General features: G+C 69.6%; 11 protein-coding genes. 8 read left to right on the forward strand and 3 right to left on the reverse strand.

Annotation, left to right across the window (positions count from 1 at the left end; all coding sequences use genetic code 11):
* Positions 1 to 95: 95 nt before the first annotated feature.
* From DXK32_RS24405 to galE, 3 genes are read right to left on the reverse strand one after another with little or no spacing between them, the layout of a single operon-like run.
* On the reverse strand, positions 96 to 1,274 hold the full coding sequence (locus tag DXK32_RS24405) for a DUF2336 domain-containing protein (RefSeq protein WP_114860872.1): 1,179 nt from the start codon (positions 1,272 to 1,274) through the stop codon (positions 96 to 98).
* Between the two features lie 50 nt (positions 1,275 to 1,324).
* Entirely contained in the window at positions 1,325 to 1,861 is a 537-nt protein-coding gene (locus DXK32_RS24410; protein WP_114860873.1) for a MarR family winged helix-turn-helix transcriptional regulator, read from the reverse strand.
* A 14-nt stretch (positions 1,862 to 1,875) separates the two neighbouring features.
* Entirely contained in the window at positions 1,876 to 2,895 is a 1,020-nt protein-coding gene (galE, locus tag DXK32_RS24415) for a UDP-glucose 4-epimerase GalE (RefSeq protein WP_114860874.1), read from the reverse strand.
* Between the two features lie 475 nt (positions 2,896 to 3,370).
* Here galE and DXK32_RS24430 point away from each other — a divergent pair, with 475 nt between their 5' ends.
* The 8 genes from DXK32_RS24430 (at position 3,371) to DXK32_RS24465 (ending at position 15,074) form a co-directional block, all read left to right on the forward strand.
* Positions 3,371 to 5,092 carry a type I secretion system permease/ATPase gene (locus tag DXK32_RS24430; RefSeq protein WP_114860877.1) on the forward strand — a complete coding sequence of 574 codons (1,722 nt, stop codon included), beginning with the start codon at positions 3,371 to 3,373 and terminating at the stop codon, positions 5,090 to 5,092.
* On the forward strand, positions 5,089 to 6,462 hold the full coding sequence (locus DXK32_RS24435) for an HlyD family type I secretion periplasmic adaptor subunit (RefSeq protein ID WP_114860878.1): 1,374 nt from the start codon (positions 5,089 to 5,091) through the stop codon (positions 6,460 to 6,462). Before DXK32_RS24430 ends, DXK32_RS24435 begins: the two co-directional genes overlap by 4 nt.
* A gap of 93 nt (positions 6,463 to 6,555) precedes the next feature.
* Positions 6,556 to 6,771: a hypothetical protein gene (locus DXK32_RS24440; protein WP_114860879.1), complete on the forward strand. Its 216-nt coding sequence runs from the start codon at positions 6,556 to 6,558 to the stop codon at positions 6,769 to 6,771.
* 754 nt (positions 6,772 to 7,525) lie between these two features.
* Positions 7,526 to 8,347 carry a calcium-binding protein gene (locus tag DXK32_RS24445; RefSeq protein ID WP_114860880.1) on the forward strand — a complete coding sequence of 274 codons (822 nt, stop codon included), beginning with the start codon at positions 7,526 to 7,528 and terminating at the stop codon, positions 8,345 to 8,347.
* A 74-nt stretch (positions 8,348 to 8,421) separates the two neighbouring features.
* A complete protein-coding gene (locus DXK32_RS24450) occupies positions 8,422 to 10,773 on the forward strand; it encodes a glycosyltransferase family 2 protein (RefSeq protein ID WP_114860881.1) in 2,352 nt (783 codons plus the stop codon).
* 4 nt (positions 10,774 to 10,777) lie between these two features.
* Positions 10,778 to 11,605 (forward strand): class I SAM-dependent methyltransferase, encoded by an 828-nt coding sequence (locus DXK32_RS24455; RefSeq protein ID WP_114860882.1) that lies wholly within the window; start codon positions 10,778 to 10,780, stop codon positions 11,603 to 11,605.
* On the forward strand, positions 11,602 to 12,915 hold the full coding sequence (locus DXK32_RS24460; protein ID WP_114860883.1) for a glycosyltransferase family 4 protein: 1,314 nt from the start codon (positions 11,602 to 11,604) through the stop codon (positions 12,913 to 12,915). Before DXK32_RS24455 ends, DXK32_RS24460 begins: the two co-directional genes overlap by 4 nt.
* Positions 12,912 to 15,074 carry a hypothetical protein gene (locus DXK32_RS24465; RefSeq protein WP_114860884.1) on the forward strand — a complete coding sequence of 721 codons (2,163 nt, stop codon included), beginning with the start codon at positions 12,912 to 12,914 and terminating at the stop codon, positions 15,072 to 15,074. The genes DXK32_RS24460 and DXK32_RS24465 overlap by 4 nt, the downstream gene beginning before the upstream one ends.
* Positions 15,075 to 15,082: the final 8 nt, after the last annotated feature.

Genomic DNA, 15,082 nt, shown 5'->3' on the forward strand with positions numbered 1-15,082 from the left:
TCCCTCCCCCGCTTCGCAAGGGAGGGAGACCAATTCCCTCCCCCGCCCAGCGGGGGAGGGTCAGGGTGGGGGCAAGCGTCGCAACAACCTCACCCTCACGTCCCCGTCCCGCGCACCGGAGCGAAGGGCAGGCCCGCCTGATCCAACGCGCGGTCGATCACCTCGTCCGACGCGCCGTCGAACAGTTGCAGTAGCAGGTCGTCCACCACCCACTCGTTCGTCGGGGTCAAGGCGGCGAACAGGTCGGCCATGACCTCCGCCTGGAAGTCGTCCCGGCGGTTGTCGCTGCCCTCGTAACCCATGCGCTTGGCGGTGGCGATCGCCACTTGGAAGGGCGGCACCAGCACCGGCGCGACCGACGCCTTCTTCAACACCGCCCGCAGCCCCAGCGCCCCGTCGTCCCAGGCCAGCTTGCGGGCATTCTCCGCCGGAATGCCGGCCTTCGCCCCGAGCCCCGCAGCGAACAGCGCGACGTCGCCCGCGCACAGCACGCGGAACAGCAGCGCCGCGGTGAAGCGCCCGTTGGCGTGCAGCCAGCGGGCCACCGCCTCCACATCCTCGTCGCCGCGGAGCGCCGGGCGCAGCAGCCGCATCGTCGCCGACTCGCGCCCGCGGTTGGCCAGCCGGTCCACAAGATCCTTGGACAGGCCATGGCTGTGAGCCAGCGTGGCGCGCACCGCGTCGGACACGAAGGCGACCAACCGCTCCACCACGGCCAACGGCAGGCCGGGGCGAGTCGCCGCGGCCTCGCTGACCATGCGCACGCGGCCGAAACGGTCCAAGGCCCGGTGCAGTGCCGGCTCCGCCAGTTCCGCGCCGGGATTGCGCAACAGCGCGGTCACCACCGCGACGTTGCCGGTCTCGACGACGGCCCCGGCCACCCGCGCCGACACGGTGTGGCGATTGGCGACGGCCATGTGCTTGCCGGCGTCGGGGTCGGCCAGCACGTCGAGCAGCAACTCATCGCTGAGGCTTCCGGCGTCGCGCAGGATCGGGAAGGCCACGCGGGCCACGTCCTTCACCAGCCGCTCGGCCAATTCCGCGGTCAGCATGGCGTTGTTGCGGATCTGCCAGGCCACCGCCTCGCGCACCGCCACCTGGGCGTCGGCGGCGAAGCAGTGCATGACCTCCAGCGCCAGCGACCGCTCGGCGTCGGTCAGCCCGCCTTTCTCCAGATCGCCGGCCAGCTTCTGCATCGTGTCGATGCGGGCCTCCGCCGACGAGGATTCGAGCAGGCGCTCGACATCGCGGATGGACAGGGATGAATCGGTCATGTGCGGATGCCTGCGGATGAGAGATGCATAAGGCGGTTCAATCAAGGCCCTCAATCAAGGCCCTGCCCGGCGTAGCGGACCATGTCGCCCCAGATGCGGTCGAGCCGGCGCAGCGTGCGGTAGGCGGCCTTCAGGTCGGCCGCCTCCGCCTCGTTGCGGACCAGGGCGGTGGCCTGCACCTGCTCCAGCGTGAACAGTTCGTCGCGCAGCGCCCGCCCCTTGTCGGTCAGGCGCAGGCGGGCCGTGCGGCGGTCGCGCTGGCTGGCGCCACGGTCGATGTAGCCGGCCTCCACCAGGATCTTCAGGCTGTAGGAGGCGTTGGACCCGAGATAATAGCCGCGCTCCATCAGGTCGCGGACCGACGGTTCATCGTCGCCGATCAGCATGACCATCAGCGCCTGGACCGGCCCGATGTCGTCAATCCCCTGCCGCAACAGGCCGGCCCGCACGACGTCGAGGAAGCGGCGGTGCATCCGCTCGATCAGCCGGGCGAGCCCGTGATACTCGGCCAGTTCCGCCGCGTCGATGGCATCTGATTTGGCTTCGGCCGGCTTGGCTTCGGCGCCCGCCCGGCGCTGCGTGCTCATCCCTCGTTTCTCCGTCACTCGGCGGCCTGCGCCACGGCCGGGCCGCGATAGCCGCCCGGATGGCGGCGGCGCCATTCCCACGCGCTGCCGATGATGCTGTCCAGATCGGGGAAGCGCGGGCTCCAGCCCAGCTCGCCCCGGATGCGCTCCGACGAGGCGATCAGCACCGCCGGATCGCCGGCCCGGCGCGGCCCGACCTTCACCGGGACCGTCAGGCCGGTGACCCGCTCCGTCGCCTCGATCACTTGGCGGACGCTGTAGCCCGTGCCGTTGCCCAGGTTGTAGCGGACGCTGCGCGTCTCCAGGGCCGGCAGCACCCGCAGATGCGCGTCGGCAAGGTCGCAGACATGGATGTAGTCGCGCACGCAGGTGCCGTCCGCCGTCGGGTAGTCGTCGCCGAAGATCTCGATGTGCGAGCGCCGTCCGCTGGCCGCGTCGAGCACCAGCGGGATCAGGTGGGTTTCCGGGTCATGATCCTCGCCGATGATCCCGTTCGGGTGTGCGCCGGCGGCGTTGAAGTAGCGCAGGCAGGCGGAGCGCAGGCCATGGCAGCGGTCCGCCCAGTGCAAGGCGCGCTCGATGAAGAACTTGGATTCGCCGTAAGGGCTGCCGGGGTCGATGGTGGTCTCCTCGTCGATCGGCTGGCGCTCCGGCGTGCCGAACAGGTTGGCGGTCGAGGAGAAGACCATCTTGCGCACGCCCGCCGTGGTCGCCGCGCGGATCAGGTTCAGCGAATTGACGGTGTTGCCGTGCAGATAGAGGTGCGGGTCGCGCATCGATTCACCGACCAGCGACAGGGCGGCGAAATGGAACACCGCGTCGAATGGCCATTCGGCGAAGACGCGGGTCAGCGCGTCCATGTCGGCAAGGTCGGCCTCCACGAAGACGGCGTCGGACGGCACCGCGGCGCGGTGGCCCTGGCGCAGATTGTCGAGCACGACGACCCGGAAGCCGCGGTCGAGCAGTTCGGCCACGCAGTGACTGCCGACATAGCCGGCACCGCCGGTCACGAGTACGGTCTGGGGCGTGTTCATCGTAAATATTCCTTGGATTTGAGAAATATTCGTCAGTCCAGGCACCCGCCGGCATCAAAGGATCGTACATCCCCCGGTGGCAAGTGCAAGAGTTCCGCGATGCACCATGCCGTCAATTCAGGCGGAAGGCCAGTTGACGAAAAAGAGACACGGGCGCCGGCAAAGGACCCGAGCGTCATCGGAAAAATGTTCTGAAACAACATTTTACAGCGCTGCAAATACCCCTTTCGATCAGTGTCGGACGGGGTAAGGGCTCAAAGTTGTCACACGCCGCAGCGCAGCGTCGGACGTAAGCGGAAATGGCGCGGGACCAGTCTTCCCGCAATGGGCGGCCTTTGTCCGGACTTCGTCTCAAAAGACGTTCATGCGACGTGGCCGAATCTCAACATTTCGTTAACCATGAAACCCTTTGCATGACCGGCTTCATGGCCCGCCCCACAGCGCGAGCGCGCGGGACGCAAGAAAAGGAACTGGCATGAGCGGTACGGATCGGACCCTGCTGACCCAAGCCTACCGGAAGATCGGACGCGGCCTGCTGCTGGCCGGCGCCCTCACCTTCTTCGTCAACATCCTGATGCTGGTGGTGCCGCTCTACACGATGCAGGTCTACGACCGCGTGATGAGCAGCCGCAGCCTGGAGACGTTGACCATGCTCGCGGTGATCTCCGTGGGCGGGCTGGTGCTGTACGGCGTGCTGGACTTCATCCGGGCGCGCGCCTTTCTGGTCTGCGGGGCGGTGATCGCGCACCGCTTCAACGTGCCGGCGCTGCAGGCGGCCATCGTGGACGCGCTGGGCGGCGGAACGCGCAACGCCGGCCAGACCATGCGCGACCTGAACGACCTGCGCAACTTCATGACCAGCAACGCCGTGGTGGTGCCGCTGGACCTGCTGTGGACGCCGATCTTCCTGGTCATCCTGTTCATCCTGCACCCGATCTACGGCTGGATCGCGGTGGGGTCGGCGCTGCTGCTGCTGACCATGAACGCGCTGACCGACGCGCTGACCCGCCGCCCCATCGCCGAGGCGAACGAGGCGTCGGCCAAGGTCTTCGCCGACGTGGCCAGCACCGTCCGCCACGCCGAGGCCATCGAGGCCATGGGCATGCTGCCGCCGCTGGCCCGGCGCTGGCAGATGGCGCAGATCGGCTCCGCCTCGCTGATCGACCGCGGCGTGGTGCTGTCGCGCGGCATGGCCTCGGCCTCCCGCTCGCTGCGGCTGATCCTGCAGATCGCCACGATCTCCGCGGGCGCCGCGCTGGTCATCCGGAACGAGGCGTCGCCGGGCAGCATGATCGCCACCGGCATCATCATGGCCCGCCTGCTCCAGCCCTTCGAGCATCTGGTGGAGAACTGGCGGCAGTGGATCGTCGCCCAGACCGCCCACAAGCGCATCCGCGAGCTTCTGAACGGCGAGGGCGCGCGGCGCAGCACCATGCCGCTGCCCCGCCCCGACGGGCGCCTGACCGTGGACCGCGTCAGTCATGTGCCGAAGGGCCTGCAGCGCCCGGTGCTCCGCGGCGTCTCCTTCGCGCTGGAGCCGGGGGAGGTGCTGGGGATCATCGGCCCGTCGGGAGCCGGCAAATCGACCCTCGCCCGCCTGCTGGTCGGCATCTGGGAGCCCACCGCCGGCGGCATCTACCTGGATGGCACCAGCACCTTCCTGTGGGAGCGCGAGAGCTTCGGCCAATATGTCGGCTATGTGCCGCAGTCGGTGGCGCTGCTCGACGGCACCATCGGCGAGAACATCTCCCGCATGGCCCAGGCCGACCCGGCAGAGATCGTGCGCGCCGCCCGCCTGGCCGGGGTCCACGACATGATCGGCCGCCTGCCCTTCGGCTACGACACGCCGGTCGGCGAGAACGCCTTCGCCTTGTCCGGCGGCCAGCGGCAGCGCATCGCGCTGGCCCGCGCGCTGTTCGGCAAGCCCCGCCTGATCGTTCTGGACGAACCGAACTCCAACCTCGACCACGAGGGCGAGCAGGCGCTGCTGACCGCGATCAACCACGCACGGCGCGACGGCGCCACCATCGTGATGGTCGCGCACCGCCCCTCCATCGTGTCGGTCGCCGACAAGCTGCTCGTCCTCAAGGACGGCATGGTCGAGCATTTCGGCGAACGCACCGACGTGCTGAAGATGGTCCAGCCCGGCGGCGCCGTGAAGGTGGCCCGGCTGGTCCGGACGGGAGAATCCGCATGACCGACACGACGATCACCCAGCCCGCGAACGCGCCATCCCCCCTCACCGCCGCTTGGTCGCCGGTCATCGACGTGACGCCGCACGAACCGACGCTGCGCGGCACCGCGCTGGCCGGGGCGCTGGCCGTCGCCATCGGTTTCGGCGGCTTCTTCGGCTGGGCCTTCACCGCCAGCCTGGACAGCGCGGCCATCGCGCCCGGCACCATCATGGTGGAAAGCCACCGCAAGACCGTTTCCCACCTGGAGGGCGGCATCCTCAGCGAGCTGCTGGTCAAGGACGGCGACATGGTGACGGCCGGACAGGTCCTGCTGCGGCTCGACACCACGCAGAGCGGCGCGGTGGTCGCCCAGCTTCACGGGCAATACTGGACCTCGCTGGCCCGGCTGGCCCGGCTGCGCGCCGAGCAGACCGACGCCAAGGCCCCGGTCTACGCCGACGAGCTGGTGGCCGCCGCCAAGACCAGCTCCGTCGCCGCCGAGGCGCTGGCCGCCGAACAGCGCCTGTTCGAATCGCGGCGCGACGCCTATGAAGGGCAGATCTCCATCCAGCGCAAGCGCATCGGCCAGCTCCGCGACGAGCTGGTGGCGCTGGAGTCGCAGCGCGTCGCCGCCAACGACCGGCTGCGCTACACCCAGGACGAACTGCGGATCGTCGAGACGCTGCTCGCCAAGGGCTACGAGCGCAAGCCGCGCATGCTGGAGCTTCAGCGCAACGTCGCCGACACCCGGGGCCGGCTGGGCGAGATCCAGGCCGACAAATCGAAGGCCGAGCAGGGCATCGCCGCCGCGGAGCTGGAGATCATCAACCTCGGCAACACCCGCCGGTCGGAGGTGGGGAACGAGCTTCAGACCATCCAGGCCACCGTCTCCGACCTGTCGGAGCGGCTGCGCAGCGCCGGCGACATCCTGAAGCGCCAGGAACTCGTCTCCCCCCAGGCGGGCCGGGTCACCAACCTGCGCTTCTACACGCCGGGCGGCGTCATCCCGGCGGGCCAGGGCATCCTCGACATCGTTCCGCAGGACGACGGGCTGATCGTCGAGGCCCGCGTCTCCCCCGCCGACGTGCAGAACATCGACGTGGGCGGCAGCTCCATGGTGCGGCTGGTCGGTTACCGTCAGCGGCTGGTGCCGCCGGTCCAGGGGAAGGTGCTGACCCTGTCCGCGGACCAGCTTGAGGACGAGCGCACCGGGCAGGCCTATTTCCTCGCCCGGATCAGCCTCGACGCCGCGGCGCTGAAGGCCCTGCCGAACGTGGACCTGCATCCCGGCATGCCGACCGAGGTGATGATCCACGGCCACACCCGCAAGGCCATCGAGTATTTCCTGACGCCGCTGACCGACGGCATGAACCGCGCCTTCCGCGAGAACTGACCGCGGCGGCCCCGCGCCGGATCATTTCGCACGCTCCCCCGTTGCCCAGCAGGCAAGAGAAAGGCCGGCAGGCCGGAAAGGGAGCGTGCGAGCATGACCACACCGTGGGACCGGAACACCCTGAAGCGCGTCGCCGACGCCATCGGCGACGTCCATCTCTACGACAAGCACCACACCGGCGAGTTCATCGCCATGCGCCTGCGCGATTCGCTGGCCGACAGCCCCGGCTATGACCAGGCGGCGGTCGACGACAAGTTGATGCAGTTGGCGCGGGTCGCCCTGGACGCCGCGGAAGCGGGCAAAGTCTGAACCAGCCCAAAAATCCGACCCGGCCCACGCGCCGGGCAGCACCGCAAGACAAAAATTTTCGCCCCTCCCAAGGGCATCGGTGACGGCCATCCGGCGGCCTTCGGCCCGGCAGCGGCGGGCCGCCGGAGCGCTCCGCACCCGCCAAAGCGCCCGGCCGGCCGGTCCGCAAGCGTGTTTTCCGGATGCCCGTCGCCCTGGACGCCCTCCACGGCGCAGCCGCCGCTTTCAAATTCCGGTTTTTAAAATCCTCCGCCCTCGCCCTCGAATTTTTAAAAAGGCCGTGGTTTTGAATGCGCTGCAGCATCGGCCGGCGCCACCAACGGGCAATGATCAACGGCATAATCCTAAGCCAAACGCATAGGACTCGCGGGTCATTTCACGGCATTTCGTCGAAATTCGACAAAACCCCTTCCCGGTAACTTTGAAAGTATTATGGACGAACAATTTAAAATCTTCCGTTAACCATGAGTCATCGCCTTGAATTGAGGGCCCAAAACTCCCCATCAGGCGCCGCATCCAAAATTAGATGTTTAGATTTTCGAAGGGCTTTGAAGCCAAGGTGACAGCAATGACGTAATGAACGTTGATGATTATTGTGTTTTGACTCTATGAACTCAAGATTTGCCTGGGTTTGACCTTATGTTTGTCACAGCCACGCCAAACGGTATTTGGGTAAAGGCTAAGGGGTACCTCGCCATTTCGGGGTAGGAAATCCCCCACCCCACCGAAATCCAATCGTTAAGGAGTATGATTCATGGCCACCCTTCCTGGCGGCAACTATGACGACATCATCACCGGCACCAACGGCAACGACTTCATCGACGGCGGTAAGGGCGATGACATCCTGATGGGTGGCAACGGCGACGACACGATCCTGGGCGGCGACGGCCGCGACGCCCTGTTCGGCGGGAACGGCAACGACCTGCTGAGCGGCGGCAGCGGGGCCGATGTCCTCGACGGTGGCAACGGCAACGACACGCTGGATGGCGGGGACGGCGACGATTACCTGTCCGGCGGCAACGGCGACGACATGCTGATCGGCGGCCGCGGCAACGACATCCTCGACGGCGGGAACGGCGACGATGTTCTGAGCGGCGGCGACGGCGCCGACATTTTGCGCGGCGGCAACGGCGACGACGTCCTGATGGGCGGCGGCCACAACGATTACCTGGATGGCGGCGCGGGCAACGACATCCTGATGGGCGGCACCGGCGACGACATCCTCAAGGGTGGCGAGGGCGACGACTACCTGGATGGCGGCGCGGGCAACGACATCCTGGAAGGCGGTGCGGGCAACGACATCCTGGTCGGCGGCGCCGGCAACGACATCTTCGTCTTCTCGGGCGGCGGCGGCCAGGACGTCGTCCTCGACTTCCGCGCCGGCGAGGACATCCTCCAGATCGAACGCAACATCAACGGCCTGGAGATCAACGACGCCTCCGATCTGGCGGCCCGCGTCACCGACATGGGCGGCAACGCCATGATCGATCTCGGCAACGGCGACAGCATCATGCTGAAGGGCGTTTCGGCCGACGAAGTTCACAACAACCCGAACGACTTCTTCGTCATTCACTAAAGCCGTAACCCACCCAGGGACCGGACCGGCGGCGTGCTGCATTCACGCCGCCGATGGGTCCGGCTAAGGAACGCATGACCGTGCTCGCCGTCCTGCCGGCCTCCGCCTCCATCGCGTCCGCCCAGCTCCATGCGCTCGGCGACGACTTCGTGCTCGCCTCGTGGGAGAGCGACGGACCGGAGCCCTCCGGCCGGGTCGTTCCCACCCTCGACGGCGAGGAGGTGCGGCCCCCCTACACCACCTTGTCCGTGCGGACGAGCTGGGGCGGGCAGCGGGTGCTGTCGATCCTGCGGGCGCCCCGGACCTCCGGTGCGCCCGTCCGTTTCGTGGCCCAGAGCCGCGTCGTGGCGGAGGTCCTGGCCGAACCGCAGGTCCCCGATCCCGATCCCGCCTTCCTGCTCGGCAGCCTCGACGCGCCGTCGCGGCTGCGCGTCGTGCGTTTCCTCTTCGATTTCGCGCGCTCCACCCCGGCGCTGCGCAGCGACGCCGGCTTCGCCACGGTCTGCCGCCGCATGGTGCTGGAGCTGTCGCCCACCCCCTCCCCCCTCGTCGCCCGCGCCCTGGCGACCGACGAGCTTCTGCTCTGCGGCGGGTCGCTGTCGTCGGGCTTCGGCGAGGTGACCGGGGCGGTGATCATCACGCCGGGAGCCGTCGGCCCCTCCCCCTTCGAGGTCTGCGTCGGCTCCGCGCTGGACCGGCGCGGGCGCGCGGCCATGTCGCTGCTGGTGGACAAGGCGCTGTGCGCGCCGGGCAACCTGCTGGTGGTTCTCGGCCGCAACGGGCTGGCCTGCCGCGCCTTCTCGGCCGTGGCGCCCAACCTGCCGAGCCTGACCGAGCGGCTGTCCACGCGCCGCGACACGCCGTTGGAGCTGCGCCAGTACATTCTGAACGCGCTCGCCCAGCGCGGACGGTCGAACGCCTCGGCGGCGGCGGCGGTGCGCGAGCTTCAGGTGCTCGCCCCGCTGCCCAAGCGGCAGGTCGCCGACGCCAAGCGCTCCATCGGCGCCGCCCTCGACCTCGCGGTGCCGACCGGCGACGGCGGGCTGTTCCTGGCCGGTTGGGTGCACGACCCGCACGGCCTGTCCGGCGGCCTCACCGTGCACACGCCCTTCGGCGGCGAGCGCCGGCTGGAGGTGCTGGAGCACCGCTTTCCGCGCGAGGACGTGGCGAAGCTGTTCGGCACCGCGCCGTCCACCGACCGCAGCGGCTTCGTCGCCTATCTGCCCGGCGCGCCCGAGCCCGCCGCGGCGCTTCAGGTCCATGCGGAGCTTCGCCTCGGCTCCGGCGGGTCGATCCGGCTGGTGCCGCCGCTGCGCCCGCTGTCGCCCGCCGACGCCCGCGCCGCGGTGCTCGGCAGCCTGCCGCCGCAGCACGCGACCCCGCTGGTTCTGGAAACCGTGATCGCCCCGGCCGTCGCCCCGCTCCACGCCGCCCACATGGCCAGCCGCGGCGAGCCGGAAACCGTCACCTTCGGGCGCGGTCCAGAGACGCCCGCCGTCTCGGTCATCATCCCGCTCTACAAGGCGCTGGAGTTCCTGCGCTTCCAGCTCTCCAGCTTCGCCACCGATCCCGGCATGGCCGAAGTGGAACTAATCTTCGTGCTCGACAGCCCGGAGCAGCGCGACGAGCTGGTGCACATGCTGCACGGCTTCCACGCGCTCTACGGCCTGCCGATGCGGGTGCTGGTGCAGCCGGCCAACTACGGCTACTCGGCGGCCAACAACGCCGGAGTCGCGGCCTCCACCGGGCGGACCCTGCTGTTCCTGAATTCCGACGTGATCCCCGACCAGCCCGGCTGGCTGCCTGTCCTGCTCGCCGCGCTGGAGCGTACGCCGGGCACCGGGGCGGTCGGGCCGAAGCTGCTGTTCGACGACGACAGCCTGCAGCACGCCGGCCTCTACTTCGACCGCGACGTCCGCGGGCGCTGGTACAACCACCACTTCTTCAAGGGCCTGCCGCGCGACTTCCTGCCCGCCCGGCGCGAGCGCAGCGTGCCCGGCGTGACCGGCGCCTGCCTGATGATGACCCGCGAGACCTTCGACGCCGTGGGCGGCTTCTGCGAGGACTACGTCATCGGCGACTACGAGGACTCCGACCTCTGCCTGCGCATCCGCAAGGCCGGGCTGGACATCCGCTACGTCCCCTCGGTGGAGCTGTACCATCTGGAGCGCCGCTCGATCAGCCGGCACCAGGGCTACACCCGCGGCGTCGCCTCCGAATACAACGGCTGGCTCCACGCCCGCCGCTGGGCCGCGATGATGGAGGAGCTGGCCGCGCGCGACTGGAACGCGCCACCGCCGCCGCCCGCGCTGGAGGACAGCCTGATGCGCCCCCTGTCGGCGAGCGCTCCCACCGACACCGCCCTTCCCGTTGCCGTTCCGGGCAAGTCCCGCCTGTTCGGGCGCGCGAACCGGAACCGGAGCTGACCTGATGAACGAGATCCTCACCGGGCGCCGCCTCGCCGTCCTGCGCCGCAACACCGACCCGCGGCTGGAATGGCTGTGCGCGCAGATCGCCCGCAACCGCTTCCTGCCCGTTCCGCCGCCGGACCGTGTGTTCATCGGCGACGGCGATTTCCGGGCCATCGGGGCGGAGTTCCTGCGCCATTTCGTGCGCGTCGGCGGGCTGAAGCCGAAGCACCGCGTGCTGGAGATCGGCTGCGGCATCGGGCGCATGGCCGTGCCGCTGACCCAGTATCTCGACTCCAGCTACGACGGCGTGGACATCGTCGAGGACGGCATCCGCTGGTGCACGGAGACGATCACCCCGGCCTATCCGGAATTCCGCTTCCGGACGCTTGACGTGGCGAACGCGCTCTACAACCCCGGCGGGGCGGAGGACGCGGCGCGGACCCGCCTGCCCTTCCCGGACGGCGGGCACGACTTCGTGATCCTGACCTCGGTCATCACCCATCTGCGGACGGCGGAGACGGTGCGCTACGCGGCGGAGATCGCCCGCGTGCTGAAGCCGGGCGGGCGCTGCTTCCTCAGCCTGTTCCTGGTCGATGCCCGCGCGCGGGACGGCATCGCCAAGAAGACCGCCCGCCCGGCCTTCCTCGACGCCACCGGGCCGGAGTTCATCGCCGACGAGGCCAACCCGAACGCCGCCGTCGCCTACAGCGAGTCCTTCCTGCTCGACACCTTCGCGGAACAGGGGCTGCGCCCGGCGCGCCCAGTTCTGCGCGGCCACTGGAGCGGGCAGCGCAACGCCGAGAATTTCCAGGATATCCTGGTTCTGGAAAAGGAGGGCGCGCGATGAGCCTGCCCCGCGTCCTCGTCGTCGCCCACAACCACCCCAGCCTGCACCCCGGCGGCACGGAAATCTTCGCGCACGAGCTGTTCGGCAGCCTGAAGGCCAAGGGTGCCGAGGCCCTGTTCCTCGCCTGCACCAACGGCGTCCACCGCGACCGCAAGCCCGGCACCAACCTCCAGACGCTGGGCCGCAGCGCCGACGAGGTGGTGCTGTGGGCCGGGCATTTCGATCACTTCTTCCAGAGCCAGATCGACCTGCACGGCATCGTGCCCGACCTGTCGAACCTGCTGCGCGCCTTCCAGCCGGACATCGTGCACATCCACCACACGCTGCTGCTCGGCGTGGAGATGCTGTTCCTGATCCGCCGCGTCTGCCCGCGGGCGCGGATCGTCTACACGCTGCACGACTACTACCCGATCTGCGCCAACGACGGGCAGATGGTGACGACCAACGGCCATGCCCTTTGCCGCATGGCCTCGCCCGACGCCTGCCACCGCTGCTTCCCCGACCGGCCGGCCGACCAGTTCGTGCTGCGCGACAAGCACATCAAGGCAATGTTCGGGCTGGTCGATCATTTCCTGGCGCCCAGCGCCTTCCTGCGCGACCGCTACATCGCCTGGGGCCTCGACCCGGACAGCATCTCCGTCATGGAGAACGGGCGCCCGGCGGTTCGTCCGGCGCCGCACCGGCCGCTGCCCGCGGGCGCGCCGCGCAACGCCTTCGCCTATTTCGGCAACCTGAATCCCTTCAAGGGGATCACCGTCGCGCTGGACGCCGCCGCCCGGCTGGAGAAGCAGGGGCAGGACCTGACGCTGGCCGTCCATGGCGGCGCGCCCTTCCAGACCGACGCCTTCAAGGACAAGGTCGAGCAGGGCTTCAAGAACGCCCGCGGCACCGCCGTCCGCCATGGCCCCTACCGGCGCGAGGAGATGCCCGAGCTGATGGCCGCCGCCGATTGGGTGGTGATGCCGTCGATCTGGTGGGAGAACGCTCCGCTGGTCATCCGCGAAGCCTTCCAGCACCGCCGCCCGGTCATCTGCAGCGGCATCGGCGGCATGGCGGAATCGGTGACCGACGGGGTGGACGGCCTGCATTTCCGGGCGGGGGACGCCGCGGATCTGGCGCGCGTGATGACGCGCGCGATGACCGAGCCGGGGCTTTGGGACCGGCTCGTTTCCAACATGCCGGCGGTCCCGACGACCGAGGAGGCCGCCGAAAAACACGTCATTCTCTATGACGACATAATCAACGGTCCGGGGGGAAGGCATGGGCAAACACATGGGCAGGGCTCGATTGCGGGGAGCATCGCGGGATGAAGGAACCGATCACCAAGGCCGACATCACGGCGGCCATTCTCCTTGACGACGACACGCTCGTCCTGTTCGGCGCCATCGACCGGGCGCTGCCCGCCCAGGGCGCCGTTCATCTCGACGGGTCGGTGGAGGGCCGCTACGCCGGACGCTCCTGGGCCGACGCGGAGGGCGAGCGCTGGTTCCTCGGCGGCATCCGCGTGCCGGGGCTGGCCCAGATGCGCCCATCGCGCGTCGAGCTGGCGGACGAGACGGGGGAACGCCTCGTCCTGCCGCGGCTGTCCAACGTCCGCACCAACCCGTCGCACCTCGTCTCGGCGCTGAAGGGCTTCCAGCCCAGCGCGCTGGCCGTGGCGCTGGATTTCGCGATCCAGCTCGCCGCGTCTTCGGACAGTGACTCCGACCGCGTCGGCCGCCTGCTCGCGGGCCTCGCCCAGGAGGTGTCGCAGCCGGACGGCTTCGCCGAGGTGTTCGGCCGCTTCCGCGATGGCAGCCTGATGCTCCAGGGCTGGGCGCGCAGCTTCCGCAACGGCGCCCAGAAGATCCTGATCGAGGCGGAGGAGACCGCCGCCTACCGCGCCACCGCCGGGGCCTTCGCCCGTCCCGACCTGCCGCCGGAGGCGTCGGGCGTGATGGCGGTGCTGACCGACCGGACCCCGCTTCCCACCGCCATCCGCCGCATCCATTACCGCGCCGCCGAGGGCTGGCGCCATCTGGAGATCTTCGAGCACCGCACCATCCTGCCCGATGGCGTCGCCTCCGCCCATGTGCGCGACATGCTGGGCAACATCCAGGACGCCGAGACGCGCCAGCGGATGACACGCATCGCCGCCTCGCGCTACGACGGTGCGGAAACCGTGTCGCGGCTCGACATCCCGGTGCGGACCGGTCTGGACATGGCGCTGCGCGTGCCGGGGGCCGGGCTGTTCGTCGCCGGCTGGCTGCTCGACCCGACGCGGCAGGTCCGCGCCGTCACGCTGAAGGGGCCGGGCGTCGCCGTCCGGCTCGACGAGGGCTGGTCGCGGCTGGCCCGTCGCGACGTGACGGAGGCGTTCCAGCATGACGGCCTGTTTGCCGGGCGCATGATCCCCGGCCAGGACCAGCACGGCTTCACCGCCTTCGCCGCCGAGCCGTCGGGCCTGCCCCCGGGCGCCGAGTTCCATCTGGAGCTGGAACTGGCCGACGAGCGCTTCGCCTTCCTGCCGCTGAGCTGCCTGCCGCCGGCGCCGGAAGCGCTGCGCCGCATGCTCTCGCTGGTCAATCTGGACAGCCCGTCCATCGACACGCTGATCGCGCGCCATGTCGGCCCGATGCTGCGCACCGCCCGCGCCCGCTCCGGGCCGCTGCCGTCGACCGGCGTGCACCCGATGGGCCGTCCGGTGAAGGCGCCGCGCGTTTCGGTGATCCTGCCGGTGACCGACGCGCGGGAGGATGTGGACCTCAACATCGCCCGCCTCGCCATCGACCCGGACTTCGCCGAGACCGAGCTGCTGGTGGTCGCCGCCGCCGGCACGCACGAGCGGCTGGGCGGGGCGGTCCGTCAGGCCGCCGCCTTCTACCGCATGGCCGTCACCTTCGTCGCCGCGCCCGACGCCACCGACGCCTTCGAGGCGATGGCCGCCGCCCTGCCCCACGCCCGCGGCGAGCGGGTGCTGACGCTCTCCCCCTCCGTCCTGCCGACCGAAAAGGGCTGGCTGGCGGCGCTGGAGCGGGTGTCGCGCAAGTCCGGCGGGCCGGTGATGGTCAGCCCGACGCTGCTCTACGAGGACCATTCGATCCGCTTCGCCGGCATCATGGCGGTGGAGGATTCGGACGGCGCCAAGACCTTCGAGCGGCGGTTCGCCGGCTACCCGCGCGACTGGCTGAAGGAGCAGGACGCGGCGACGGTGGACGCCGCCGCCCCGGAATGCGCGCTGCTGCCCAAGGACGCCCTGGTCCGGACGCTGGCCACCATGGGGTCCTACATGGGGGCCGACCACAAGGGGCTGGACCTCTGCCTGCGCCTGCGCGCGCTGGGCGGAGCCTGCGTCTGGCTGCCCCGCGTCACCCTGGTGGCGCTGGACGAACAGCCGCGCGACGCGCACGCCGACCGCTGGCGCCGCGCCGGCGCCATGGTGGACCGCTGGAGCTTCGAGGACATCTGGTCCGCCCGCGCCGCCGCCTGAACCCAGCC

The sequence above is a fragment of the Azospirillum brasilense genome, from assembly GCF_003349955.1.
In the GTDB taxonomy this organism is placed as follows: Bacteria; Pseudomonadota; Alphaproteobacteria; order Azospirillales; family Azospirillaceae; genus Azospirillum; species Azospirillum brasilense_B.

What these genes read in the sequence shown, in the direction of transcription:
- DXK32_RS24405 (WP_114860872.1), bottom strand. Translation starts at nt 1,274, where the DNA reads ATGACCGATTCATCCCTGTCCATCCGCGATGTCGAGCGCCTGCTCGAA.
- DXK32_RS24440 (WP_114860879.1), top strand. Translation starts at nt 6,556, where the DNA reads ATGACCACACCGTGGGACCGGAACACCCTGAAGCGCGTCGCCGACGCC.
- DXK32_RS24450 (WP_114860881.1), top strand. Translation starts at nt 8,422, where the DNA reads ATGACCGTGCTCGCCGTCCTGCCGGCCTCCGCCTCCATCGCGTCCGCC.
- DXK32_RS24430 (WP_114860877.1), top strand. Translation starts at nt 3,371, where the DNA reads ATGAGCGGTACGGATCGGACCCTGCTGACCCAAGCCTACCGGAAGATC.
- DXK32_RS24435 (WP_114860878.1), top strand. Translation starts at nt 5,089, where the DNA reads ATGACCGACACGACGATCACCCAGCCCGCGAACGCGCCATCCCCCCTC.
- galE (WP_114860874.1), bottom strand. Translation starts at nt 2,895, where the DNA reads ATGAACACGCCCCAGACCGTACTCGTGACCGGCGGTGCCGGCTATGTC.
- DXK32_RS24455 (WP_114860882.1), top strand. Translation starts at nt 10,778, where the DNA reads ATGAACGAGATCCTCACCGGGCGCCGCCTCGCCGTCCTGCGCCGCAAC.
- DXK32_RS24460 (WP_114860883.1), top strand. Translation starts at nt 11,602, where the DNA reads ATGAGCCTGCCCCGCGTCCTCGTCGTCGCCCACAACCACCCCAGCCTG.
- DXK32_RS24465 (WP_114860884.1), top strand. Translation starts at nt 12,912, where the DNA reads ATGAAGGAACCGATCACCAAGGCCGACATCACGGCGGCCATTCTCCTT.
- DXK32_RS24445 (WP_114860880.1), top strand. Translation starts at nt 7,526, where the DNA reads ATGGCCACCCTTCCTGGCGGCAACTATGACGACATCATCACCGGCACC.
- DXK32_RS24410 (WP_114860873.1), bottom strand. Translation starts at nt 1,861, where the DNA reads ATGAGCACGCAGCGCCGGGCGGGCGCCGAAGCCAAGCCGGCCGAAGCC.